This window comes from Paenibacillus sp. SRL342, from assembly GCF_984798905.1.
The window spans coordinates 22,736-44,075 of record NZ_OZ481791.1 but is presented as its reverse complement, the minus strand read 5'-3'; the positions used below and the strand labels follow the sequence as shown (position 1 = coordinate 44,075).

Genomic DNA, 21,340 nt, shown 5'->3' with positions numbered 1-21,340 from the left:
GCCAGTGTTAACGCTGGCCTTTTCTCATACTGTTTTAGAAAAAGGCACATGAATAATTCGTGTATCTTTTTGTTTTACAGTGTGTGATTCTATCACGCATCCATATAAGTATGTATGAGGGAAATAACAACTAAAGGGGATATGAACATGGGTAGAGGGAATGCATGTGTACATGGAGATTATGAGGGTTTGTATTATGTTGATTGGGATAACTTCGATTGCGAATACGATGGTGAAATAGATTATGAGCTACGACAAGAAATGTGGGAAGATTCGCTATATCAATTTATCCATGACTTTAAGAATAAATACAAAAGTTTCTCGAAATGCAATGAATGGACAAGCAGAGAAGAAAGAGCGGTATTAGAAAATTCTCTTTTCTATATTGTTGTCGAAGATAATGAATGGAGTATGGCAATCAAACTGATTCAAAAGGAACAGGACTATTACAGCATGGGAAACATTGAGAACCTTCAAAAAGGTTTGTACCAAAAGTATCTAGAAGGCATGAAACAATGTTTATTCAATCAGTTCGAAGAGATTGGAGTATATGGCGGTGCATGGACAAGCGGAACAATTCGAAAGAATGAAGCGGCCTAAAATTTCAGGGAAAGCGTGTGATTCTACACGACAACTATATAACTATAATCAAACAAACCGAAAGAGGTATTTAAAATGGCAAAATCAGATAATGGTTTAGAGGTTAATGTAGGCGATTCTATCCAGATTGCAACTAAGACTATTGTTGTTCGTGGTGTTGTCGCCACAGTGAATTTTTGGACTGGATCAGGATGGGATATAGAGATTGATAAGGCAAACGTTTCAGGAGGATATTCACGCTGGAAACAGTGGCAAGATGGCGGCTATATCGTAAAAATTAATGATAAGTATGTGTGATACGGATAACAACTCATATAAGTATATACAAACAAAAAACTAAACATACCAAAGGGGATAACCGATAATGAATACTAAAACTAAATCTTTCCAAGACTTCCTGAATGAAAACATGAAAGCTAACAACATGGATAGTACGCTAAAAAAAATGATGTTGGCAATGCGGATCTTGGAAGCACAAGAGAAGGTTGCAGAGGAAATGGAATCAAAAGGCGACATGGTAATGGGTGCAATTATTACGACAGAATGCCCTTGCCCAAGAAAATGCGGTTCAATTCAAATAGTGGGGGAATACACAGCTTTGAAATTTATGGACACAGGTATTGAATATCTAGAGGGGAAAGTCGAAACAATTGTGCAAGCTTAAAAAAGTATGCCAACTTCGGTTGGCTACTTAATGAAACACATAAGGATGATATCCCTCATATCCCCTTTTCTTATGTGTTTCATTAAGTAGAAACTTACAGTTGCAAAAGTAGCATTCAATCGGATTCCCTCTTATACCCATATCCCCTGATTGAGTGCTACTTTTGTTGCTGTAAAGGTAGTTACAGATACAGCATGTAAATGCGTGTTGTTTCTGATGACTCATATATAAATATACAACGAGAGGATGGTTTACATGGAAATTCAAACAGGAAAATTTGAACTCATCGAAATGGATCTTTACCCTACTAGCTTCAAGGGAAATTGGAGTCAGATTGAAATTGCAGGAGTCAAAGCAATGCTAACATCGTTCCTGACTGAAGAGTTTGACGAAAAAGTAGACTCCAATAGTTTTTTTGGATTTAACTTTATAAACCATGGACATTCTGAAATGGCTGTTCAAAGTCCTGAAATTACAATCGAAAGCAATAGTCTAAAAGGATTTATGATTTTGAATAGCAATGTATTGGTTGCGCGTTGTATCGACAAACAAGGGGATAATTTGTTCTATCAAGTACTGTAAATCAATACTAATAGCCTATGAGAATATGGTATAATACTCATAGGCTTTCTTACATAAAAATAGGAAAGTGGTGCATACATATGAACTTGGAAAGCTTGCAAGAGATCATAGAGGAAAAGAGAAATAGTCTAAATAGAGTGAAAGATAATATGAATAGATTCATATCTGAATTGAATAATATTTTTGTAGATTTACCATTGGATGAAACGGATAGAAATATCTGTTTATCTGGTAGACTAAAAAACTATTCTGATCGGCTTGATGAGTTAGCATATAAATACTCATCTATTTCTACTGAACTAAACACATTAACTATGATCGAATCTCAAATGTTTGTGTGATTTTATATTGAGTTCATATAAATTAATGTGTAACAAAAAAATCAAACAGAATGGAGAACTTAACATGGAAAAGAATTACAAGTACATTAAAGCTTGGGGAATCATGATGCAATCAAACTGGGGATATGTCAATCATGAAATCGAAATTGCAAAGGCAGAAGGTGCACCTGAAAACGCAATATATAAAAGTCGTGAAGGAGAATGGCAAACGTTTGATCAGATCAAAAGAGAAGATACAAAACAAACGATAGAGGATATCATTCAATCACAAAACTTATAAATTTTGTGTGATTTTAGTTTGCTTATATATAACTATATATGAGCAAGCAATAAGTTACATAATCAACTTCGAATGGAGAATGTGAAATGACAAAACAAGAAGCAAAAACAGAAATTAAATTGTTGTCTAATGGAACACTTGCAAAGCTTACTGGATTAACAACATATAAAGAACAAGACGAAATACTGGTAGAAAAACTTGAAAAAATTGATTCGGTAGATGTATCTGGTTGTGAGAACTGGAAAGATGTTTGGGATCTGATTAAATAAATATAATGAATGGAGAATGTGAAATGACAGGTCAAGAATACTTGAAACAACCACCAAAGAAAGTGGAAACCCTTGAGGGTGAAGTAAATCTTTTTGATGATCAAATGGACATTCTCACTGACAAAGGTGAACTCTTGACGGATATTCTCTATGCTAAGTATTATCATGAATTTGGAACAAAATTGAAAATCACAATTGAGATTTTAGAGGAGGGCAAGTGATGGATGTTGTAATCATTGAAATTGAATCAGGTAAAACTATTAAAACTATCAATAAAGAACCATTGACCATGGCAGATGCGGAAAAAGTTGAAGCGGGAGCAAACATTAACTTGAATCATGATCTATATCGCGTTGATATCATTCAATCATAGGAGGTTCACATGAACGAAACAGAATCACGACTTTGCAGAATGCTTATGTTAGAAGATGTTCAATTCGTCTCTAATGACATTGTTGGAGATACATACAAAAGCGGTGACAATGAAATTTTTGTTAACCATGATACTGATTATGTGTTTTTGAATGGCTACAAGGTAGGAGAATTGTAGATCATATGTGTGTTTTCAGTGCTCTGATATATAAGTATATATGAGAGCACTGAAAAACCTACATAGAAAGAAGGTTAACTAATGGCTAAGACAAATATAACGACCTATAAAGGATTCAAGATTAGAGAACAAAAAGATAAGCACAGTGATAGGAATGTTTATTTGGTCTTCACAAAAGAAGAATGGGAGCAAGGTGCAGGTTATCGTTATGAAGAATGGGAAGCTGGCAACATGCAAGAAGCTAAGGATTTCATTGATAGTTATTAATAAACCAAACTAAGGGAGAGATTATAATGTTGAAATTTGATGATAAAAAAGTAGTAGGTACAGCGACAATTAAGAAAGAGTTGACAGAAGGAGACATCGAAAACATCATTGTTAGTTGTTTTGAAGGTGGTAGTAATTATTGGGTTGGATTGGACAATAAAGATAAACCAGAATGGGACGCTAAACCAAAAGATGAGCCAAATTCTACATGGGCGACAAAAATTATTTTGGATGGTGGAAGCATCAAGTTTTATGATCTTGAAGACGTAGAAGATGATAGTAATTGGATTTTGACTTTGGAAAAACTCATTAAGGGTTTTGAGTTGAACTATGAAAAGCGTCCTCATGATAATGATCTTGAGTGTGGAGACGCTATTACATGTGACTGCATTTTACAGTTTGCATTGTTTGGTGAAGTAGTTTACGGATAATGTGTGATTTTGAATTGCTTCCATATAATTATATGTGGGAGCAATTCATATTTACAGAGGAGGGTTATGCATGGCGAGAAGAAAAATTATCAGGGATGAGCTTGAGTTGATGGATGAACTGATTGCGGAAGCAAGATCCGATGCAGGAAGAGAGGAAATGGAAGAGGAGAAAGAATGGGCTGAAAAGAAACTCAAAGGCGAAACACATAGGTTGTCATACCTTGATCTGTCTCAAAAAGAAATGGGATATATGACATTAAGGGATAAGGATTCATACAGACCACATGAATCAAGGTTGGTTCATAGTGGATCGTGGATTATGGTGACAAACGCACCGCCTGTGGGACATGAATACAAGCCTGTGAATTGGGGAATTTATTGGGGCACACCATGTTCTGAAAGTATCAACAATGATGGGTTTGATAAGTTTGGAAGCTATAAGGTTGAAATACTTGTCAGACACAAGAGTATAAACAAAATTGAATCAGTTGGATTGTTTCCCCATGAATATATGGTGGTCAATGAAGAACTGTTTGAGGGGTTGATGGACACTAATGGATACAATCTCCATAGGATTGCGGATAGCCCAATCAAGTCAGGATTGAATCTTGATCTAATCGAGAAGGGCAGATCATTAACTGAGGATGAAAGGTCAATCATATGGAGCCTTCAAGTTGATGGACTCATTGAGTCTAAAGCTTGTGAAGAGTATTTTATGGGTAGACATACAGAAGAAGAGAACAACCATATTTGGTATATGCCAACTGAAGAATGTTTTGAATATATGGAAGATCAGTTTGGTGCGTTTAGAAATATGGGATCATGGCTGTAATGTGTGTGATTTAGGATTGTGACTATATAACTAAAGATAGAAGGGAGTTGATTGTTGTGGAAGAAGAAATGGTTGCTTGTCCTGATTGTAATGGTTCAGGTGTCTATTCGACATGGAAATGCCAACTTTGCGATGGCGAAAAGAAAATACCTATTAGCGAAGCGAAAGAGCATGTAGCAGACTGGGAAAGTTACAGGGCTATGATGCGCGGTTATGTAAACGTAGAACGATAATTAAAAAGTGGAGGATGATACATATGAAAAGAGAGTTTAAACTCGCAAAACAACTGGAATTGTCAGACTTTGAAGGACTACAAATTAATGGTGCATCGTTCGAACTAGGAAAAGGAATATACACAGGTAGGAATACAATCATCATGAACATACCTAAAGTTTTTAGATTCTCTACACAACTAGAGATTGCCGAAATTGATAATGGAGATCAATATTTGATTCTTTCTCAATTCTTGTCAAGAGGACCCGACATGTGGGAAATGGAAGAAGGATTTTCACGAATCGGATTTAAAGATCCAGAGATCAGAGAGCAAATGGAGAAGTTATGTGCCGAACTGATTGCAAGAGGATTAGCCGAATGGATTGAAATAAGAAAGCAATACTTCGATAAGAATGAAAGTCTTATCGAAGCTGGCATGAAGCTTAAAAGTGACAATGGAGAGGCTATGGAAGTGTTTCTTTGCAGGGAAGATGATGAGGAGTTGGGCTTTAAAGAGCGTCCTAAATCAGCGAATGTACGTTATACAGTGAACGAAATTGAGTATTTCCCACTCTATCAATTTAATCTTAATCAGTGGGAAATTGTATCCGAACAACAATAATGTGTGATCATCGAGTACATCTATATAACTATAGGTGTACTTTATTGATTTTATATTATAGGAGGTATTTAAAATGGATGTTAATGAGAAGCAAGAGATAATTAAAAGATTGTCAGAACCTAAGTGGTGGCTTATGCGTAGATCAAGAAGTACAGCCGATGAACTGACAATCTTAAATGAAAATGATTTCTCTACTATTGTAAGAGATATGAATCGAAAGGATGTTCTTCCAGCCACAGTTACATACGAAGGTGACAAAATTATTATTGAATACCCCATAACTAATGGGTGTAGGTTGGAGAGTTATAATGGTGATATTTACGTTGGTGCCAGAGTAGCTGTTCAAGGTTTGAATTTAGCCACAGTCACAGATAAGAACGAAGATGGCGAATTCTGTTTGGTAGATGGGCTAGATGAATTGCATTCGGAATGGCTCAGTGAAGCGGAAATAATAGAAAGAATCATGTTTATTTAAATGCTATAATGAGAAGATAATAGGAGAGGTTGAATAAAATGAACATTAAATTAGATGAGACAGTTGAACAAATGATTGAAAGTCTCAAAGAGAAAGCGGAACAACATGATGTCAATATTGAAGATATTCGAAAACTGTTTAAGGATCATAAGATAAACTCACTTGACGACCTTTTCAAAGATGGCGGCGAGGTTCGTTGTGAACATTTTGGAGATTTTTCAATTGATTATGCCTTGCAATTTGGCAAACTTGAAAGCAAGTCGTTCGATGTGGCACGTTGGAAGGCGCTTGAAAAGGCGATGAATGAATTTTAAATTAAATGTGTGATTTGATCTTGCATCTATATAATTATAGGTGCAAGCGATTAGTTACATATGAAGTGAAAGGATGAATAAGGTGACTGAAAAATATATACCCAAAAACATCAAAGAATTTTATACGTACATGGAAACATACGTAGCAGGAGCCACACAGGAGATCCCATGCGGCTTTGAAATCAGTTTCTTCAAACATAACACAGAAGATGGATTCTATGTTGCCACAGAGCCTAAAACTGCAATGGTGGAATACAAAGAGAGATTGCACGATGATTACTATTTGCGACAATGGATGGCTAGTTACCATAATACCTTCACTCATTCACCTTATGAGGTTGAACGAAGGTTGAAGAGGAATGGATTAAATATGAATGGAGAGAGGATTCAATGCTAGCATTTAAACGAAAGTATCAGGTTAATATGATTGGTTATGCCTTAAAGATCGGAGATCATACAACTGATGAAAATGGAAACCCACTTTTAGTAGTTGGTATTACTTCTGTTAGTGTTGAAGGTGAGCATATGATTATTGAAGGCTATGGTGTTAAAAGAGATTATTGAGGAGGTATATATGTGAAAGAGGAAGTTGTAATTTGGATTATTGCTGGAACTGGAGTAATTATGTTTCTAGCATTTTTCTTTAGACTTATTTTTGATCGCTCTAAATAAAATAAACATTCTATTTACAAGTCAATAAGTTACCTGTACTAAGGGTTGAAGGAGGTCAAAAGATAATGGGGATTCCAGTACTCACAGAGAAACAAAGTCGCAAGGCAGTACACTATTCCGTTTTATGGCTAAAAGAAGAATTGAAAGATATTGATAAAGCCATAGAAAATGAAGCTGATGAAACTGTAGAACAATTTCTTATTAAGCGAAAGATTGAGATTGAAAAGGATTACATTGATTTTTCAAGAATAAACGAATCAATTTAGTAAACATTCTATTTACATAAAAGGAGATTAAAAAACATGGAAAACAACAATATATTCGTAATCAAATTAGGGCCGCTTTATCAAACAAATGATCCAGCTAAACCATGGACATCCGATCCTGACGAAGCTGTTAGAATGGCATTTGATACAGCGCAAAAGGAAAAGGAAACTGACCATTTAGATATCGCTGTGCATCCATCGGAGCAGGTAACTTACACTGTAGAGTTTGGAGATGAAGGGAATACATTTAACACTCAAGACCTCAAAACCGTATTCATGATCGCAATAGACAAAGCATCAGAAGACCCAGAATTAGAGTTCACTATTCAAGTAGCAGATGTATTTTTAAATCATGATGGTTTCAGCAAAGAAGCGAAGGCATGGAAATTTTAAATTAAAATAATTCTTGTGAGACTTTCTTAATGAAAGGATTAAATAATGAATCTATTACTTAGCTTGCTGATAGTATCAACATGTTTCATTATTGCAAATATGATAGTAAAGTTTAAACATGAGAGTAAATAAAATGCGAATTCTATTTACATTTGAGTGTGAAATATTCAATGAATTACAGGGGTGATGAAATGGTTAAATTTAAAGTTACTGGAATGAACGATGATCTAAAACAGGTGGTAAGTCTTCTAGTCAATGAGAACATTTCCTTTCAGTATGATGGAGAAAATGAAATCGTTGCTGATAATCATTTATCGCAAAGAGGGCTTGATCTTGTAGAAAAATTGGGTGAGTATTTGCCGCGAGTCAAAGCAGTTAAAATCGAACCAAGACCTAACAAGAATAAAGAATAATGATGTGCGATTTTCTCACTTCCCTGTATAATTACATATAGGGGAGTTATATTGTATTGGAGGTATAGCTGTGAATATCAAGCAAGCAAATACAAGATTCGACAAACTTGAAGAAATGATCAAAGATATGCTTGGTAAATTGCCATCGGATTTGATTCAAGAAGCATACCAGAAGGCTGATTCCCTCATGGAAGATATGGAGGAAAAGATCGACCAATACGAAAGTAGTAGTCGTGAATTGACCGAGATTCAAGAGGATACATTGGATAGATTCCAATCTTCAATCGAGGGTGTAAAAAATATCACTTCCATACTTGAAGCATTGAATGACGCTGTAGAAGAGATGAAGAACTTGGAATCCAATATAGAAGATGTGAAATCAACTATATAAAAATGTGTGATTTTCACCCTCTCATGTATAACTATATGTGGAGGGTGAAAATATTTTGAGGTGACATCCATGATCTTGCATATTGAAAAGGTGTGTTCCCAACTCAGAATCGACATAAATAAATTCAGAAGAGGTGAAAGTCAAATGAAAAACATAGTTATTAGCTATGACAAAACAAACAAGGTGCTTGAACTGTTTGATCCAGAGAGAAAGCAATACTTAGAAGCAGAAGATGTCGAACAACTTATTGGGATGGTGTCAAGCTGGATCATGATGAAGATCAGATTGATATAAACATCCCTGAACAATATGTTATACAGATGTGGAACCCTGTATCTGGAGCATATACGAACATGGCGACATGCCAAAGTAATACTGTGGACTATGTGTTTGATGGATTGATTCGTGCATTCCCTAAAGATGATATGCGTGTGCTGAGGTCATCTGATTTGACTAAGTATAAAGTTTATAAACCTACAATTATTTAGGAGGGTTAAATGTGTCATATTACGATAAGCCTGAAGTAAGATATGTAGATAGATTCTTTGGCAGTGAAGTTAATACAAGTGGCAGTTTCTATCAAACTGATTTTTGCAAAGAACTCCTAAAGAGAAATGGGTCGTATTTTCCGAAGTTGTACAAATTCAACAGCAGATTTGATGTATCTATCTATATCTCTGATGAAGAAGCGTTGCAAATGATCGAAGATATGATATCGAAAGAAGATGCAGATGGATTGAATGATTACCTGTACTCCCTGCTAGTCGAAGTAGTTGGCATGAATAATCTGCTTAATAAAGTTGATGCTAAGATTGAGGAAGAACGTAAAGAAGGTTTTAGAGAAGGACAAATTAAGTTGAGATCGGATATGAGAAAATTATTGGGTGTTTATTAAAACTATGGACAAACAGCGAAGAAGATCAGGATGACATATAAAGATAAAAATGGAATTATAGTTGAAGCAGGAATGAAATTACAAAATGATGATGGTGAAGTTAAAACTGTATACGCTTGTGGTGACGATGATCTAGGGTTCAACGCATCAAACGAAGATTTTCTAAGATTATATCCAGATCATGCTAGACAATATTATCCCCTATATCAATTTAATATGAGCGAATGGACAATCATTAAGGCATAAGAGAGGAAGGATAATATGGATAAAAAATTGAGGGTGTCGCACTACCCACAAATACCTTGCAAGGCATTTATAGTTGAAGTAAAAAGCTTAGAGGAAGCAAAGACTATCAGTGATGTACTGGCTGACTATGACTTGTTTCAGTATCATAATAGAATAAAACCAGATTACGCAAACGCTACAGTGGTTCAGCAATGGGATACAGAAGAGAATGATTGGTTGGATTGGTATGATGAAGAGACAGGAATTAATGACTTAGATGATTACTTTAAACATCTTGAAACCAATTAAAATTGAGTTCTATTAAGAAGTGGGGGAATGAAAGATGAAGTTAACGAAAAAACAATTAGAAAAGATTTGGAAACAACTAGATGGTGCTAATGAAGCGTTAGAAAGACTTGATGAAGGTGGGGTCGATCATAATATTGACTCTACAGCCATTGTTAGCTTAAAAAATAAAGTTGAGGAAATGATTGATAGTAAAAAAAGAAAGTCACAATAAAATATGACTGACTTCTATTTGCATCAGAATATTTTAAATTAAGGCGTGTGATTCACGCCTTTTGTTGTATAATCATTATGTGGTTTGAATGCGCGCCATCTAATAAAGGTGGCACAAATTGAGAACACAATAAATTAAATCACATCTGGAGGTTTTACAATTTGGGAGATTTGGTATATCTGAACAATGAAGAATCTATTGCAATAAAGCATATGGTAGAAGGAATGCGAGCGAATGATTTAACAAAGGATGTTGACTTTAATGTTGTTTCTTATCTCATCCTAGACAACAACTATAACTTGCATTCTCTTGGAGGTTATTTAAATAAAAGGTCGAATAAAATTTTGTCGAATGTTGTAGGAGGTCTGCCAGTCTTTGTTTCTAGTATCTTAGCTGGAAAAGATATTGTTGGTTTTGGCGAGACAGTCTATCCTGAAGTAGACAATCTAGTGTTCTATAAAATGGACGAAGAGATTGATATCGATCTAGCAACTGAGGTTGGACTTGGAGTAGTTCAACATAAAGGCGAACATTGGCTTTATTACCCTAATGCAACAGGAGATAGCTTAGATGCAGTGGCAGAAATGTTGCGCATTAAAGTGTATTGCCAGTTGAAATACCCTGATGAAATCGACAAAAAGTTACAAGTGTCATTCGTCAAAGTACAACATATGATCGAGAGAGTATTCAAGGCAAATGTAAAAGGCAATATGAATAAACTTAAAGGAATTTTGAATCCGAGAGTATAATCTTCACATTCGTTATTTTTGTATGCTATAATTGCAAATAACAGAGCAAGGAGGTTTTACTTCGTGAACTGGACAAGTAAGGTTGCAGATAAACACCAAAAAATTCTTGGTTTTCCTTTAACTAAAGAAGTTTTTGGTGTTTATGTATTGATATTCGTAGTGAAACTGTTTTTCAGCTTAATTATGAAATAAGCACAAAATAAAGTTCGGAATAACGTGTGATTTTACATACACATCATATAATGATTAAATAAGAAACCGAGAGGGGAAAATTAAAATGGCTAAAACAGATGAAAACAAGGCTGTAACAACTGGAGCAGGGAAACCAAGAACTATGAAATCACCAGCTCAGAAAAAAGCAGAAGCAGAAGCAAAAGCTAAAAAGGTTCAAGAGAAAAAAGCTGAGGAAGAAAGATTGAAATCAGAAGCGGAAGTAAAATTATTACAAGAGCAAGAAGAGAAGAGGTTGGCTGAGGAAGAAGAAAGTAAAAACATTGACGAACAACCTGATGGAAGCAGACATGAAAGCGACGACGAATTTGATAAAGGTCATCGTGATGGTATCTCGCCAGATGACGAAGATGGTAAAGAAGGTCAAATGATAATCGAAGACAATGGAAGCCTTTCTACGCAAGATGGGAGTTTGGATGGTGATCAAAACCCAGACAATAATTCCGAAGATGGACAAAACGACGATAAGCCCAAATGGTCTCGTGAAACAAGAATTAAAAAGTCAACAATACAAGTGTCAATTAGAAACCTTTATAAAGAATGGAAGAAAGACCAAGAGATAAAAGCGGCGGTTGAAAAGGCGAAAAAAGAAGCTGAGGAGAAAGATGAAGAATGGATACCTGTTGAGGATGAAACAACTCTTCGGTTTGACTTAGCAATTCAACGTAATGCGGCTTGGAACCTATATCAAAAGAGTGACCTTATTCATTCAGCAATCTATGGACACTACATCCCACCAATCTTGATCATGGATTCAAATGATAATAAGAAGTGGTTCCTTGATGGACAACAGCGTACCAACGCATTTATGACATACATTGCAGGTATGTGGGCATTGAGCAAAAAGACTAAGCCAGTGCATGGATATACAATTGCAGGTAGCAAATTCCAAGACTTGCCTGAAGAAATGCAGGATGAAATTTTAGATGAAACTTTAACTTTAGTCGAGATGAAGAACATGACTATACAAGAGAGAGATGACTCTTTCCTTAAACAAAACAGTGGAACACCATTGTCGAAAATTGAAATGATCAGAGCAATGTACAGTGAAATGATTGAACCCTTGGAAAAGGTTCTTAGCTTTAGATTCTTTAAAGATGACATTGAACTTTCCAAGAGTGCTAAAGATAAGTTTGATGATTTACAAATCCTCTTGCAGACACTTATGTTGCTTGAAGAGGGCAAGGATGGTATCAAAGGGTTTGGATCAACCTATATTGAGCAGTATGTCTTGAAGCTGAAAGAAGAGGGCAGAACCATTTCTGACGAAATGATGGTCAAACTTGAATCATTGTGTGAATATTTAACTCTTGCACTTGAAGATTTCGAAATGCCTGAAATCAAAAAGGCATTGAAAAAGGTACATGTCCCTATTATCTTCTGGAATGCAGATAAAGCCATGAACGATAATGTTCAGCCAAATGTATTCGGAGAGTTTATAAGAAGCTTCTTGGTGACAAACTATAGCGTAGAGAGTGATTATGGTAAGACAGCGCAATCCAGCGTTCCTAAAAAGGAATATGTAATTCTGCGTATTAATGAAATGAATAAATATTTTAACAAATTAATCGACACGATCAAAGAAGCAGAGGGCGTAGAAAAAGGCATTCAAATCTTCAATGAATACTTGGCTGAAGAGAACAATATACCAGTTAAATCAGGACAAGAAGCGTCTGCATAATGTATATATCGAATGTTGGCACAGGAAGGCAAAATGGCATGTAAAATGCAACTTAGAAATACTTTTTTGGGTATTGAGTCTCATTTCGCTTAATACCCTTTGCCTTTTTCACATACATATATTATAATTAGTCGCAGACAGTGTGTGAGATTAAACAGTACTTTATTAAGAACAAGAGAAAGCACAAGGCAAAGGAAACCAAAAAACTTAGGAGAGTGCAATCAGCCATGACTACTGTGTACAATGAGAACATTAAAAGACTATACTTCGATCAACTTGAAGCAACTGAGGAAACAAAAGACGTGTACATGAGAATATTTAAAAAGTCATTTGAAAGAGAAGAACATTTAGGAAAAGATTTATATAATTTTAGTGAAGAAGAGTTTGAGTCATACTTCAGTGAAATACTTAAGCCTAAAACCAAAGAAAGTGCAAGATCAGTATGTAATGTGTTGGCAAACTATGTACAATGGGCTATGGATAATAAATATAGCAAACAATTACTTAACCCTTTAAAACGTAGACAAGAGTATTTTTACGAATTTGTTGATGAAAGAAAAACTTACATGTCATTTAAAGAAAAACAGGCAATTCTAGCCTTACTTGAAAACAGACAAGATGGAGTAATAATTGAAGGACTATGGAACGGAATTCAAGGAACCAAAGTAAGTGAGTTGGTATATCTCAACAAGAATGACATCGACAGAAAGGAGAAAACAATCAAATTAAGAAACAACAAAAGAGAAGTTTCCCGCATACTTATAAATGTGGACAACACGCTTATCGAAATGTGCATACTTGCTAATTCAGAAAAAACATACTATAAAGCTAACGGTACAATGAATGAACTAGATCATTTGAATGAAATTGAATTAATTGATTCGGATTATATCATAAAAAAATCTAAAACAGTTAAAAAATCAGATGCTCAAAATGTTGATGAAAGCGTAACTCATTATGTTATATATAATCGTATAGATATGATTAAAAATCTTGAAGAGTTTGAAGAGTATCGTGAAGCATTAACTTCTAAGAACATAGTTCGTAGTGGAATGATCTATAATGCTTTAAAGCTTTATAAAAGAGATGGAGAACTTGAAAGAAAGCAAATAGAGGAAATTTGCACTATGTACAACATGAAGTACAAATGGGCTTTGCGTGACTTTTTGAATGTTGATATGCTTAAAGAATTGTATCCAGAAGAGATGTAAAAATGTAACAAAAATAAGGGTGGTGGAAGTGTGGATATCACCATCACTTAGCCATAACACCCCTTCATATAACAACACATTTGTTACATATTGCTTATATCATCTATGCTTACAACATTAAAGACAAACATCATGATCAGTAGCGCACATATGATCAAAAACAATAACAATACAAAAGCTAACCTTGTATACCATCTAACACTAGCAATTGAAATTTTCTGAACACCTTTGTTGGCGATGCGTAAAGCTATAATTAAATCAAATCGTTCAAATAAATTAGTTGGGTATTTAAAATCGTACTGAATAATTTCTTTATGCTGGCTCCTTAAAAAGACCAGCTTTTTCAGTTTATCTGACAAATAAAAATGTGGTCTAAATAAATACGTAATCCTTAATTGTCCAAGCATATATCCTAGTAGGAGTGTGAGAATAACCATGAAGAAATCTTCAATGCGCACAGCGGATTCATAGCCAAAGAGTTGCACTAATTTTGAGATAAGTTGTTTCTCTAAGTTGAAAATAGACATGTTGTATTATTATCCCCTTATTCGTCTAAATTGTTTCTCTTTAAGAAATTTTGGTAAACATCATATACTTCATCATACAATTCATTGCGCATATCTTCATCTTTAATTTTCTTAGAGAGTTCGCCTAACAGTTCTTTTAGTCCATCGTGTTTTCTGATTAGGAGTGCTACATTGGATCTGATTGAAGGGGGAATCTTGTCTAATGTCTGAAAAAGTATGTACTCATCGATTTCTAAGATTTCCGATAGTTTTACAATTACTTTATCACTAGGAGACTTTATGCCACGTTCAACCAGAGAAATGAAATTCAGTGTAACACCACAATGTTTTGCAACTGTTTTTAGCGACATTTTTCTTTGTTTTCGCTTACTACTGACGAGTTTCCCGAATTGTATCTTATTGTTGTCGTCAGATACTTGGTCAGTACTCAAGTGGACACCTCCATAGAACTTTATTTTACCATAAACGCAACCTTTTGTAATATATGTGCGTATTATTAAGTGACAAGTTGATGTGAAATGGGACTGGTAATATTTGTCCGTTGTAATTCCCAATGGCAAATTATATCATTTAAGTGATCATGTTTACAAATTAAACCTTTGGTTTAATTTAATATGAATACTTAAACGTTACCCGTCTTATTTATTCGTGTTTAATTAAGTGTTTGGCACAGTGGGAGGGCTTGTGCCAAAGCTTAAAATTTTCCAACATATTGATTGATTATACCTAAGGTTTAAGATATAATCATATAAGGCAGTGAAACCAAACGTTTGTTCCTATTTTTAACGAAAATACGAACACCATGAGAAAAATCGAGAGGATAGTGGGGAAATATGGGTAACGAAGCAAGTGACTTTTCGGAGGAATTGATGAATATGGGCTTTAAGGCCGCTCATGTTAGGCGACTCTCACCATATATTGTTGATGAGAACTCTTATCAGAGTTTCCTTAACTTCATCTATTTAAACGAGGAGTGTAGAATGTCTAAAGTGCTCTTGATACATAATTATATAGAGCATATTCAATCCCAGAAGTCTTTTAATGACTATGAGGAGTTTGTAACCAAATTTGAATCTTCTGAAACAGAAAACGCAAAAGAGATGCTGATTCAAGAACTTTTGGCGATAGAGACTGCGCCAGAAGTACTCAAAAAAGTAGCAAGTAAGTTTGTTAAAGGTGACTTAAATAGCCTTTATGAAAAAGTTGTAGAAACACGAAATATGTACAATCCTGCCGAAATTTTGGTTTTGCTGGACATGATAACCGATTGACAACTAGACAAAAGATTTGATCTGGAGGTGTACTGATATAAGAATAGATGACACATGATGTTCAAGTCGGATTATTTCCGACAATTTCCTGCTAACATTCAGCGACATGTATAACACATAAAACATTGCAAGATAACAACCTCAATGTCGAGTCGGTTGAACACAACCGGAACGACATTAAATTTTATTAAGCACTAAAGAAAGTATTGACATTGGATCTGAGGGATGATAAGATGAGTAAGTAAACAAGAGACACCAAACACCATGATCATCAAAATAAGATGATCGAGAGGAAACACCATAAGCTTGGAAGACAAGCTATACCTCTCTGAACATGAGAGCAAAAACATGTGAAGAACATGTGGATGTAATCAAAATTCAGAGGAGATGTTCGAAAAATGAGTAAAGTAGCATTGGAGCAAACAAAGGGCAAGATTAAATTGGTAGGACGAGTAAAAGGTATTGGAAACGAAAACTCTAGTCGAGAAGGTTTCACTGGAAGTGAAAAAGAATACAAATCGCTTCAATTCTTTCTTGAAACATCTTCTACAAATCAAGTTCGTGTGGAGCTGTTCGGAATGGTTAAAGATGAAGTCCATGCGTATTCAAATAAAGACAAAAAGACTAAGAAGATTCCGTGGAAGAACCGCAAAGGTGATTTCGGCACTTATAAAGTAATGGGCACTGGTTGCTACCTTGAAGTTGATCCTTCTGATTCTAGCAAAAAGCTGAAACAAATCTTGCCTGAGTTTGACGCTGTGTCTTACATCAAGGAACATGTAAAAGATGGTGACTTCGTTCGTATCAATGGTGAAGTTGATTATCAAGAGTATGTTGACAAAAATGGCAAGACACAAAAATCCAAGAAGTTTACTATCAAGTCAATCACTAAGATTGATGATAAAATCGACTTCGGAGCAGAAGACTTCAAAGAGGAGTCCAAGTTCGAACAAGAAATTATCATCAACGATCTGATGATGGATGATGAAACTAATCGTTTAGTAGTGAATGCGAAAATTATCAAATACAAAGGTGAAGTAGTTGATACGGACTTTACTGTAGACTCAACTAAATACCCTAAGCTTGTTGCCAATATGACGAAGCGTTTTGGATTCGGTGATTTCATTAAGGTTTATGGATTGATCCTGAACACTGTAGTAGTCAACACAGAAGAAGCCGTAGAGGTGGAAACTGAGTTTGAAGACTGGGGTGGAGATGAAGAAATTCAGGGTGAGTTCGAAAATAACTACATGGAAAACACCATCCAAGAACTACAAATCATTTCCGTAGATTCTAGCACTTACAATCCTAGCAAGTACAATGAAGAGGATTTGCTGAGTGAAGATGAAGATGCTTTCAACGGAGATGTAAAGGATTCTAAGAAACCTGCTGATGATGGCGATGATCTCGAAGAAGACGAAGACGAAGACGACCTTCCTTTCGCATAACTTTCACTGACACTATGTCTAAGTGCTCAAGAAAGTACCGAGGGGAAGAGTTGAAAAGCCTTTCCCCTTTGGTGCTCAATAAAAACCAAAACCAAAGGGGTAATGTATAAATGAGTTTTCTTGATAAAATCAAACCAAACAAACCAGTAGCAGGACTTGAAGGATATTTTGTAACGCTGTTGTCTAAATCAAAATTTGGTAAAACAACATTCGTATATGATCTGGTAGATGCTTATTATGAAGGAGACTTCAGTAAAGCGATTCTACTTGCGGCTGAGATCGGATACAAGACATTGGATGGCATTCACGCACTACCGATTACAAACTTCAACAAAACGAAAGACGAGGAAAAAGAAGAGGGCAACTACGGTTTCATTGAAGTTGTTGACGATCTGATCGCGAACAAAAAAGAGCATGGTTATCGTATGGTAATCATCGACACTATTACAGCACTTGAGCGTTTGGCTACCAAGTATATGTTGAATGTAGAATCTATCAAGGCTAAGAAACGTTATACGGACATTAGTGACATTCCATATGGTGGAGGATATACCAAACTTGCAGAAGTATTGTACACACAGATTGAACGCCTTAAATTCGCAGGGTTTGCCGTATGGGTAATCGGTCATGAGAAGACTAAGACGGTAACGCTGAAAGACGGATCTGAGTATAACCTGACTACGCTGAACTGTCAAGGTAAAACTATCGATATCATTGAACGTGAAGCTGATATGATCATCTATGGCGACTTGATCAAAAAGGTAGTGAATGGAGATATGAGTGAAACACGTCAATTGAGATTCCGTTCTGACGGTAACATCATCTGTGGATCACGATTCCGTAGCATGCCTGACTCTATCGATCTGGATGTAAATCTCTTCTTGGAAACCTTTAGAGAAGCGGTGCTTGCATCGTTTAACGGTGATGAGAAGGCTGTAGTCAAAGCTGAGAAAGAGCAAGAAGAGGTGCGTGAAGCCCTTGGTAATGCTTACGTTGAAAAAGAAACAGAAGAAAAAGGCGAAGAAGATATGATCAAAGAAATTGATGGTCTTGTAGGTAAGATGGATGCAGAGCAACAAAAGGTTTTGAAAGCACAGCTTAAAGATGCAAATGGCTCCATTAATTACAAAAAGTACGATGATGTAGAGAAATTGCAACGTGCTCTTGAAATTGCAACTGAAATTGCTTCTTCATAAGAACTAAAGAAAGTACTATAATATCATGGAGGGCTTAGGCCCTCCTACGGTACATAATAACATTTAGGGAGATGAATAAATGATAAAAAGGATTATCGCGAAGTTCAATAAGCCAAAAGTAAAAGTAACAATGAGTAACGAGGATCTTGTCAGTCATCTGAGTGATAAAGCCGTAGGGTTATTCGATCATATCAAAGTGGCGAGTTCTGAACTCGATAAGATCAACAGTGAACTACATCGAGTAGCCAACGAAGAAGCGTTGAATCTGGAGAAAGAGTTTGAAGCGCACGAAGCCAGAGTTGATAGGATCACAAGGAATAAAGAAAAGGCTGTAAACGAGATTCGCATGAACAACAAAGTTAAAGAAAAACTAGCGGATTTCATTCGCTAATGTTCTTCGCAGAAGAAGCGAAATTACTTGTTGCTGGATTTATTGCAGGAATACTAGTTGGCGTGATAGTGACGATTCATATTACACAAGGAATGTGGTGATTTATTGAATGTAGCATTTATGGCAGTTAAAGACGATGGAGAGTTGTTTGGTGGCAAAGGTAGCCCAACTACTGAAGCTGGTCGAGGAACGCAAGTAGCGTATCGTAAAATGCAATATCTGAATTCAGCTATGACAAATGCCAAAGTCGATAAGAAAGAGTATACGTTCATCAAGATAACATTTGATGGCGAATCGATGTCAACCAAAACTGAAATTATTTCAAAATCAAAAAACATATAACAGGGAGCGATTTTATAATGACAACATATACAAGAGAAGACAGTTTGCAGGATCAATATCCACACTTCAGCGATGCAATTAAAGAAAGATTTGCTGAACATTCCGATCTTCCTCTTTTCACTACAGGTGCAGATGGATTGTTTGAAGCATATTTGAGCGGACTGCCAGAACACGCACGTCAACATTACAATTGTAATTGTTGCCGCAACTTTATTAATCGCTTTGGTGGCCTTGTATCAATTAACAGTAAAGGCGAATTGTCTTCTGCTATGTGGGATGAAGCAGAGGTTCCAGCTAAGTTTGTAGAGTCAGTAAAAGCAATGAAACGAATCGTTTTGAACTCTAGAGTAACTGGACTATTCGTTTCAAGCGAACGTACTCTTGGCACACCTACTTCTAATGGATGGGATCATATGTCTGTTAAGCTTCCTGCAAACAAGGTGCATAATTCTCGTTTGAAAACTGCTGGGCAAGAGATGGCTGAAAAGAAAGAAGATTATCGTATTCTGATTGCTGGATTGCGAGAGTTCCCTGAAGATGCAGTACAGACAGCAGTGAACCTTCTTGAGTCTGAATCTATGTATCGTTCTGATCGTGTTCTAGGAGTTGCTAAATTCCTGAAAGAACTCCATGCGAAACGTTTGGATACTACTAATAGTCGTAATCGGGACAACATTACATGGCTTGCTGTAGCAACTGCACCATCTGGATTCTGTCATGTTAAGAGTTCTATGATCGGTACATTGCTTGAAGATATCGTATCTGGTTTTAACTTTGACGCTATCTCTCGTAGATTTGCAGAGAAAATGAATCCAGCCAACTACATGCGCTCTCAATCTGCACCAACACAAGGTAACATCCAGCAAGCAGAGAAGATCGTAGCACAACTTGGTATCGCTGATTCATTGCGCCGTAGATATGCACGTTATGAAGAGATTCCAACGTTCTTATGGCAAGACAAAGGTGCAATTGCTCCTAAAGTAGAAGCTAAAAAATCTGGTGGAGTATTTAGTGGGATCACACCAAAAGGAATTCAAGCTGATTCTGTTGCAAGTAACTTGAATCTCCCAACAACAGTAATGACATGGGATAAATTCCAACGTACATTGCTTCCTACAGCAGATGTGGTTGAAGTGCTCACTGACAATGCGAACAAATTCATGGCTTTGGTTACTGCCGCTGATGAATCTGCACCAAATATCCTTCAATGGGATAACACAGTTAGCTGGTACTACCATGGAGGTATTGATTCTGAGATCAAACGCCGTGTTGAAACTGCTGGAGGTCAATATGAAAACAATGAGATTCGTTGTTCATTGATCTGGGAGAATTATACTGACCTTGACTTGCATTGCATCACTCCTAATGGGCGACACATTTTCTACGGTAGTAAGCGTGAAAATGGTGGATGGTTGGACATTGATATGAACGCAGGTGGCAGATCATCTCAAACACCAATTGAGAATATTCGTTGGGGCTTAGGCGAAGCACCTAATGGAAATTATAAATTCTATGTTAACAACTATAGCGAACGTGGAGATGGAAAAACTCCATTCAAAGTTGAATTAGAAATTAATGGTAAAGTATTCACTGCACAGGGTGCTTTGAGAGATGGTCAAGATGAAGTTGTGTTCACTTTTAACTATGTAAAAGGATGTACGCCAGAAATCAGAAGCGAAGGAATTGCATCATCTGATGACTCTTGGAATATCTCAACCAATAGCTTTGTGAAAGTAAAAGGTATCACTACATCTCCAAATCTTTGGAACAATGATCTTGAGCGTCTTGGTAATCATACACTCTTCATATTGGAAGACTGCAAAGACTTGTCTGAAGGTAAAGGACGTGGATTCTTTACTGAAACGTTGAAACCTGAACTTCGTGAAGCGAGGAAGACTTTGGAAGCATACACAGCAAACACACCGATTGAAGGCGTTGAAGAAGCATCTGCGAGTGGTGTGGGTTACTCCAAAGATGGAGAATGGAATCTTACGTTGAAAGTGTCTACAGGTAATTCTACACGACTCATCAAGATTGATCGTTGGGATTAATTTTAAGCAGGGGCTTGAGAAAGTCCC

Annotated in this window: 40 protein-coding genes; 38 read left to right on the top strand and 2 right to left on the bottom strand. The window is 36.1% G+C overall.

What is annotated here, in order from left to right; all coding sequences use genetic code 11:
* Window positions 1–147 precede the first annotated feature (147 nt).
* From AC4E8D_RS32300 to AC4E8D_RS32145, 32 genes are all read left to right on the top strand, one after another.
* The gene (locus AC4E8D_RS32300) at window positions 148–600 is read left to right on the top strand and encodes a hypothetical protein (protein WP_490206701.1); all 453 of its coding nucleotides are present in this window, start codon (window positions 148–150) and stop codon (window positions 598–600) included.
* A gap of 75 nt (window positions 601–675) precedes the next feature.
* A complete protein-coding gene (locus AC4E8D_RS32295) occupies window positions 676–897 on the top strand; it encodes a hypothetical protein (protein ID WP_490206700.1) in 222 nt (73 codons plus the stop codon).
* Window positions 898–964: 67 nt separating this feature from the next.
* Entirely contained in the window at window positions 965–1,264 is a 300-nt protein-coding gene (locus AC4E8D_RS32290; RefSeq protein ID WP_490206699.1) for a hypothetical protein, read from the top strand.
* Between the two features lie 255 nt (window positions 1,265–1,519).
* Window positions 1,520–1,846, top strand: coding sequence for a hypothetical protein (locus AC4E8D_RS32285; protein WP_490206698.1), 327 nt, complete (start codon window positions 1,520–1,522; stop codon window positions 1,844–1,846).
* A gap of 86 nt (window positions 1,847–1,932) precedes the next feature.
* Window positions 1,933–2,187, top strand: a complete 255-nt coding sequence (locus AC4E8D_RS32280; RefSeq protein ID WP_490206697.1) for a hypothetical protein — start codon at window positions 1,933–1,935, stop codon at window positions 2,185–2,187.
* A 64-nt stretch (window positions 2,188–2,251) separates the two neighbouring features.
* Complete coding sequence (locus AC4E8D_RS32275) at window positions 2,252–2,467, top strand: hypothetical protein (protein WP_490206696.1); 216 nt, start codon at window positions 2,252–2,254, stop codon at window positions 2,465–2,467.
* Between the two features lie 86 nt (window positions 2,468–2,553).
* Entirely contained in the window at window positions 2,554–2,736 is a 183-nt protein-coding gene (locus tag AC4E8D_RS32270; RefSeq protein ID WP_490206695.1) for a hypothetical protein, read from the top strand.
* A 23-nt stretch (window positions 2,737–2,759) separates the two neighbouring features.
* On the top strand, window positions 2,760–2,957 hold the full coding sequence (locus AC4E8D_RS32265; RefSeq protein WP_490206694.1) for a hypothetical protein: 198 nt from the start codon (window positions 2,760–2,762) through the stop codon (window positions 2,955–2,957).
* The gene (locus AC4E8D_RS32260; protein ID WP_490206693.1) at window positions 2,957–3,109 is read left to right on the top strand and encodes a hypothetical protein; all 153 of its coding nucleotides are present in this window, start codon (window positions 2,957–2,959) and stop codon (window positions 3,107–3,109) included. Before AC4E8D_RS32265 ends, AC4E8D_RS32260 begins: the two co-directional genes overlap by 1 nt.
* A gap of 9 nt (window positions 3,110–3,118) precedes the next feature.
* Window positions 3,119–3,286: a hypothetical protein gene (locus AC4E8D_RS32255; protein WP_490206692.1), complete on the top strand. Its 168-nt coding sequence runs from the start codon at window positions 3,119–3,121 to the stop codon at window positions 3,284–3,286.
* Between the two features lie 81 nt (window positions 3,287–3,367).
* Window positions 3,368–3,553, top strand: a complete 186-nt coding sequence (locus AC4E8D_RS32250; RefSeq protein ID WP_490206691.1) for a hypothetical protein — start codon at window positions 3,368–3,370, stop codon at window positions 3,551–3,553.
* A 26-nt stretch (window positions 3,554–3,579) separates the two neighbouring features.
* The gene (locus AC4E8D_RS32245; protein WP_490206690.1) at window positions 3,580–3,984 is read left to right on the top strand and encodes a hypothetical protein; all 405 of its coding nucleotides are present in this window, start codon (window positions 3,580–3,582) and stop codon (window positions 3,982–3,984) included.
* 70 nt (window positions 3,985–4,054) lie between these two features.
* Window positions 4,055–4,816, top strand: coding sequence for a hypothetical protein (locus AC4E8D_RS32240; RefSeq protein WP_490206689.1), 762 nt, complete (start codon window positions 4,055–4,057; stop codon window positions 4,814–4,816).
* A gap of 56 nt (window positions 4,817–4,872) precedes the next feature.
* The gene (locus tag AC4E8D_RS32235; protein WP_490206688.1) at window positions 4,873–5,049 is read left to right on the top strand and encodes a hypothetical protein; all 177 of its coding nucleotides are present in this window, start codon (window positions 4,873–4,875) and stop codon (window positions 5,047–5,049) included.
* 23 nt (window positions 5,050–5,072) lie between these two features.
* Window positions 5,073–5,651 (top strand): hypothetical protein, encoded by a 579-nt coding sequence (locus AC4E8D_RS32230; protein WP_490206687.1) that lies wholly within the window; start codon window positions 5,073–5,075, stop codon window positions 5,649–5,651.
* A gap of 73 nt (window positions 5,652–5,724) precedes the next feature.
* Window positions 5,725–6,126, top strand: coding sequence for a hypothetical protein (locus tag AC4E8D_RS32225; RefSeq protein ID WP_490206686.1), 402 nt, complete (start codon window positions 5,725–5,727; stop codon window positions 6,124–6,126).
* 38 nt (window positions 6,127–6,164) lie between these two features.
* Entirely contained in the window at window positions 6,165–6,440 is a 276-nt protein-coding gene (locus AC4E8D_RS32220; protein ID WP_490206685.1) for a hypothetical protein, read from the top strand.
* An 82-nt stretch (window positions 6,441–6,522) separates the two neighbouring features.
* Window positions 6,523–6,837, top strand: coding sequence for a hypothetical protein (locus AC4E8D_RS32215; RefSeq protein ID WP_490206684.1), 315 nt, complete (start codon window positions 6,523–6,525; stop codon window positions 6,835–6,837).
* Window positions 6,831–7,004 (top strand): hypothetical protein, encoded by a 174-nt coding sequence (locus AC4E8D_RS32210; protein ID WP_490206683.1) that lies wholly within the window; start codon window positions 6,831–6,833, stop codon window positions 7,002–7,004. Before AC4E8D_RS32215 ends, AC4E8D_RS32210 begins: the two co-directional genes overlap by 7 nt.
* A gap of 173 nt (window positions 7,005–7,177) precedes the next feature.
* Window positions 7,178–7,378 (top strand): hypothetical protein, encoded by a 201-nt coding sequence (locus tag AC4E8D_RS32205; protein WP_490206682.1) that lies wholly within the window; start codon window positions 7,178–7,180, stop codon window positions 7,376–7,378.
* Between the two features lie 36 nt (window positions 7,379–7,414).
* Window positions 7,415–7,771 carry a hypothetical protein gene (locus AC4E8D_RS32200; protein ID WP_490206681.1) on the top strand — a complete coding sequence of 119 codons (357 nt, stop codon included), beginning with the start codon at window positions 7,415–7,417 and terminating at the stop codon, window positions 7,769–7,771.
* Window positions 7,772–7,962: 191 nt separating this feature from the next.
* Window positions 7,963–8,184, top strand: a complete 222-nt coding sequence (locus AC4E8D_RS32195) for a hypothetical protein (protein ID WP_490206680.1) — start codon at window positions 7,963–7,965, stop codon at window positions 8,182–8,184.
* Window positions 8,185–8,254: 70 nt separating this feature from the next.
* On the top strand, window positions 8,255–8,575 hold the full coding sequence (locus AC4E8D_RS32190; protein ID WP_490206679.1) for a hypothetical protein: 321 nt from the start codon (window positions 8,255–8,257) through the stop codon (window positions 8,573–8,575).
* Between the two features lie 144 nt (window positions 8,576–8,719).
* A complete protein-coding gene (locus tag AC4E8D_RS32185; protein WP_490206678.1) occupies window positions 8,720–8,869 on the top strand; it encodes a hypothetical protein in 150 nt (49 codons plus the stop codon).
* 205 nt (window positions 8,870–9,074) lie between these two features.
* Entirely contained in the window at window positions 9,075–9,470 is a 396-nt protein-coding gene (locus AC4E8D_RS32180) for a hypothetical protein (RefSeq protein ID WP_490206677.1), read from the top strand.
* 30 nt (window positions 9,471–9,500) lie between these two features.
* A complete protein-coding gene (locus AC4E8D_RS32175) occupies window positions 9,501–9,716 on the top strand; it encodes a hypothetical protein (RefSeq protein WP_490206676.1) in 216 nt (71 codons plus the stop codon).
* 15 nt (window positions 9,717–9,731) lie between these two features.
* Entirely contained in the window at window positions 9,732–10,004 is a 273-nt protein-coding gene (locus AC4E8D_RS32170; RefSeq protein ID WP_490206675.1) for a hypothetical protein, read from the top strand.
* Between the two features lie 34 nt (window positions 10,005–10,038).
* Complete coding sequence (locus AC4E8D_RS32165) at window positions 10,039–10,215, top strand: hypothetical protein (protein WP_490206674.1); 177 nt, start codon at window positions 10,039–10,041, stop codon at window positions 10,213–10,215.
* A gap of 161 nt (window positions 10,216–10,376) precedes the next feature.
* The gene (locus AC4E8D_RS32160) at window positions 10,377–10,964 is read left to right on the top strand and encodes a hypothetical protein (RefSeq protein WP_490206673.1); all 588 of its coding nucleotides are present in this window, start codon (window positions 10,377–10,379) and stop codon (window positions 10,962–10,964) included.
* 63 nt (window positions 10,965–11,027) lie between these two features.
* Window positions 11,028–11,156, top strand: coding sequence for a hypothetical protein (locus AC4E8D_RS32155; protein WP_490206672.1), 129 nt, complete (start codon window positions 11,028–11,030; stop codon window positions 11,154–11,156).
* Window positions 11,157–11,241: 85 nt separating this feature from the next.
* Window positions 11,242–12,876 (top strand): DUF262 domain-containing protein, encoded by a 1,635-nt coding sequence (locus tag AC4E8D_RS32150; RefSeq protein ID WP_490206671.1) that lies wholly within the window; start codon window positions 11,242–11,244, stop codon window positions 12,874–12,876.
* Between the two features lie 227 nt (window positions 12,877–13,103).
* Entirely contained in the window at window positions 13,104–14,087 is a 984-nt protein-coding gene (locus AC4E8D_RS32145) for a phage lytic cycle repressor MrpR family protein (RefSeq protein WP_490206670.1), read from the top strand.
* An 83-nt stretch (window positions 14,088–14,170) separates the two neighbouring features.
* On the opposite strand, the gene AC4E8D_RS32140 is transcribed toward AC4E8D_RS32145, so the two are convergent.
* Both AC4E8D_RS32140 and AC4E8D_RS32135 read right to left on the bottom strand, forming a co-directional pair.
* Window positions 14,171–14,614, bottom strand: a complete 444-nt coding sequence (locus AC4E8D_RS32140) for a hypothetical protein (protein WP_490206669.1) — start codon at window positions 14,612–14,614, stop codon at window positions 14,171–14,173.
* 17 nt (window positions 14,615–14,631) lie between these two features.
* Window positions 14,632–15,045, bottom strand: coding sequence for a helix-turn-helix domain-containing protein (locus AC4E8D_RS32135; RefSeq protein WP_490206668.1), 414 nt, complete (start codon window positions 15,043–15,045; stop codon window positions 14,632–14,634).
* 402 nt (window positions 15,046–15,447) lie between these two features.
* On the opposite strand from AC4E8D_RS32135, the gene AC4E8D_RS32130 reads away from it, so the two are divergent.
* From AC4E8D_RS32130 to AC4E8D_RS32105, 6 genes are all read left to right on the top strand, one after another.
* Window positions 15,448–15,885 carry a hypothetical protein gene (locus AC4E8D_RS32130; protein ID WP_490206667.1) on the top strand — a complete coding sequence of 146 codons (438 nt, stop codon included), beginning with the start codon at window positions 15,448–15,450 and terminating at the stop codon, window positions 15,883–15,885.
* A 398-nt stretch (window positions 15,886–16,283) separates the two neighbouring features.
* Window positions 16,284–17,333, top strand: coding sequence for a hypothetical protein (locus AC4E8D_RS32125; RefSeq protein WP_490206666.1), 1,050 nt, complete (start codon window positions 16,284–16,286; stop codon window positions 17,331–17,333).
* Window positions 17,334–17,443: 110 nt separating this feature from the next.
* Complete coding sequence (locus tag AC4E8D_RS32120) at window positions 17,444–18,529, top strand: AAA family ATPase (protein WP_490206665.1); 1,086 nt, start codon at window positions 17,444–17,446, stop codon at window positions 18,527–18,529.
* A 79-nt stretch (window positions 18,530–18,608) separates the two neighbouring features.
* Window positions 18,609–18,920, top strand: a complete 312-nt coding sequence (locus tag AC4E8D_RS32115; RefSeq protein ID WP_490206664.1) for a hypothetical protein — start codon at window positions 18,609–18,611, stop codon at window positions 18,918–18,920.
* A gap of 120 nt (window positions 18,921–19,040) precedes the next feature.
* The gene (locus AC4E8D_RS32110; RefSeq protein WP_490206663.1) at window positions 19,041–19,262 is read left to right on the top strand and encodes a hypothetical protein; all 222 of its coding nucleotides are present in this window, start codon (window positions 19,041–19,043) and stop codon (window positions 19,260–19,262) included.
* Between the two features lie 17 nt (window positions 19,263–19,279).
* A complete protein-coding gene (locus AC4E8D_RS32105; protein WP_490206662.1) occupies window positions 19,280–21,313 on the top strand; it encodes a YfaP family protein in 2,034 nt (677 codons plus the stop codon).
* Window positions 21,314–21,340 lie beyond the last annotated feature (27 nt).

Bases quoted from the DNA above. Each gene is read 5' to 3' on its own strand.
- AC4E8D_RS32165 (WP_490206674.1), top strand. From the start codon at position 10,039: ATGAAGTTAACGAAAAAACAATTAGAAAAGATTTGGAAACAACTAGAT.
- AC4E8D_RS32205 (WP_490206682.1), top strand. From the start codon at position 7,178: ATGGGGATTCCAGTACTCACAGAGAAACAAAGTCGCAAGGCAGTACAC.
- AC4E8D_RS32300 (WP_490206701.1), top strand. From the start codon at position 148: ATGGGTAGAGGGAATGCATGTGTACATGGAGATTATGAGGGTTTGTAT.
- AC4E8D_RS32285 (WP_490206698.1), top strand. From the start codon at position 1,520: ATGGAAATTCAAACAGGAAAATTTGAACTCATCGAAATGGATCTTTAC.
- AC4E8D_RS32210 (WP_490206683.1), top strand. From the start codon at position 6,831: ATGCTAGCATTTAAACGAAAGTATCAGGTTAATATGATTGGTTATGCC.
- AC4E8D_RS32110 (WP_490206663.1), top strand. From the start codon at position 19,041: ATGGCAGTTAAAGACGATGGAGAGTTGTTTGGTGGCAAAGGTAGCCCA.
- AC4E8D_RS32270 (WP_490206695.1), top strand. From the start codon at position 2,554: ATGACAAAACAAGAAGCAAAAACAGAAATTAAATTGTTGTCTAATGGA.
- AC4E8D_RS32140 (WP_490206669.1), bottom strand. From the start codon at position 14,614: ATGTCTATTTTCAACTTAGAGAAACAACTTATCTCAAAATTAGTGCAA.
- AC4E8D_RS32265 (WP_490206694.1), top strand. From the start codon at position 2,760: ATGACAGGTCAAGAATACTTGAAACAACCACCAAAGAAAGTGGAAACC.
- AC4E8D_RS32245 (WP_490206690.1), top strand. From the start codon at position 3,580: ATGTTGAAATTTGATGATAAAAAAGTAGTAGGTACAGCGACAATTAAG.
- AC4E8D_RS32170 (WP_490206675.1), top strand. From the start codon at position 9,732: ATGGATAAAAAATTGAGGGTGTCGCACTACCCACAAATACCTTGCAAG.
- AC4E8D_RS32150 (WP_490206671.1), top strand. From the start codon at position 11,242: ATGGCTAAAACAGATGAAAACAAGGCTGTAACAACTGGAGCAGGGAAA.
- AC4E8D_RS32145 (WP_490206670.1), top strand. From the start codon at position 13,104: ATGACTACTGTGTACAATGAGAACATTAAAAGACTATACTTCGATCAA.
- AC4E8D_RS32240 (WP_490206689.1), top strand. From the start codon at position 4,055: ATGGCGAGAAGAAAAATTATCAGGGATGAGCTTGAGTTGATGGATGAA.
- AC4E8D_RS32275 (WP_490206696.1), top strand. From the start codon at position 2,252: ATGGAAAAGAATTACAAGTACATTAAAGCTTGGGGAATCATGATGCAA.
- AC4E8D_RS32130 (WP_490206667.1), top strand. From the start codon at position 15,448: ATGGGTAACGAAGCAAGTGACTTTTCGGAGGAATTGATGAATATGGGC.
- AC4E8D_RS32120 (WP_490206665.1), top strand. From the start codon at position 17,444: ATGAGTTTTCTTGATAAAATCAAACCAAACAAACCAGTAGCAGGACTT.
- AC4E8D_RS32250 (WP_490206691.1), top strand. From the start codon at position 3,368: ATGGCTAAGACAAATATAACGACCTATAAAGGATTCAAGATTAGAGAA.
- AC4E8D_RS32230 (WP_490206687.1), top strand. From the start codon at position 5,073: ATGAAAAGAGAGTTTAAACTCGCAAAACAACTGGAATTGTCAGACTTT.
- AC4E8D_RS32220 (WP_490206685.1), top strand. From the start codon at position 6,165: ATGAACATTAAATTAGATGAGACAGTTGAACAAATGATTGAAAGTCTC.
- AC4E8D_RS32200 (WP_490206681.1), top strand. From the start codon at position 7,415: ATGGAAAACAACAATATATTCGTAATCAAATTAGGGCCGCTTTATCAA.
- AC4E8D_RS32225 (WP_490206686.1), top strand. From the start codon at position 5,725: ATGGATGTTAATGAGAAGCAAGAGATAATTAAAAGATTGTCAGAACCT.
- AC4E8D_RS32125 (WP_490206666.1), top strand. From the start codon at position 16,284: ATGAGTAAAGTAGCATTGGAGCAAACAAAGGGCAAGATTAAATTGGTA.
- AC4E8D_RS32175 (WP_490206676.1), top strand. From the start codon at position 9,501: ATGACATATAAAGATAAAAATGGAATTATAGTTGAAGCAGGAATGAAA.
- AC4E8D_RS32105 (WP_490206662.1), top strand. From the start codon at position 19,280: ATGACAACATATACAAGAGAAGACAGTTTGCAGGATCAATATCCACAC.
- AC4E8D_RS32115 (WP_490206664.1), top strand. From the start codon at position 18,609: ATGATAAAAAGGATTATCGCGAAGTTCAATAAGCCAAAAGTAAAAGTA.
- AC4E8D_RS32290 (WP_490206699.1), top strand. From the start codon at position 965: ATGAATACTAAAACTAAATCTTTCCAAGACTTCCTGAATGAAAACATG.
- AC4E8D_RS32260 (WP_490206693.1), top strand. From the start codon at position 2,957: ATGGATGTTGTAATCATTGAAATTGAATCAGGTAAAACTATTAAAACT.
- AC4E8D_RS32295 (WP_490206700.1), top strand. From the start codon at position 676: ATGGCAAAATCAGATAATGGTTTAGAGGTTAATGTAGGCGATTCTATC.
- AC4E8D_RS32255 (WP_490206692.1), top strand. From the start codon at position 3,119: ATGAACGAAACAGAATCACGACTTTGCAGAATGCTTATGTTAGAAGAT.
- AC4E8D_RS32195 (WP_490206680.1), top strand. From the start codon at position 7,963: ATGGTTAAATTTAAAGTTACTGGAATGAACGATGATCTAAAACAGGTG.
- AC4E8D_RS32185 (WP_490206678.1), top strand. From the start codon at position 8,720: ATGAAAAACATAGTTATTAGCTATGACAAAACAAACAAGGTGCTTGAA.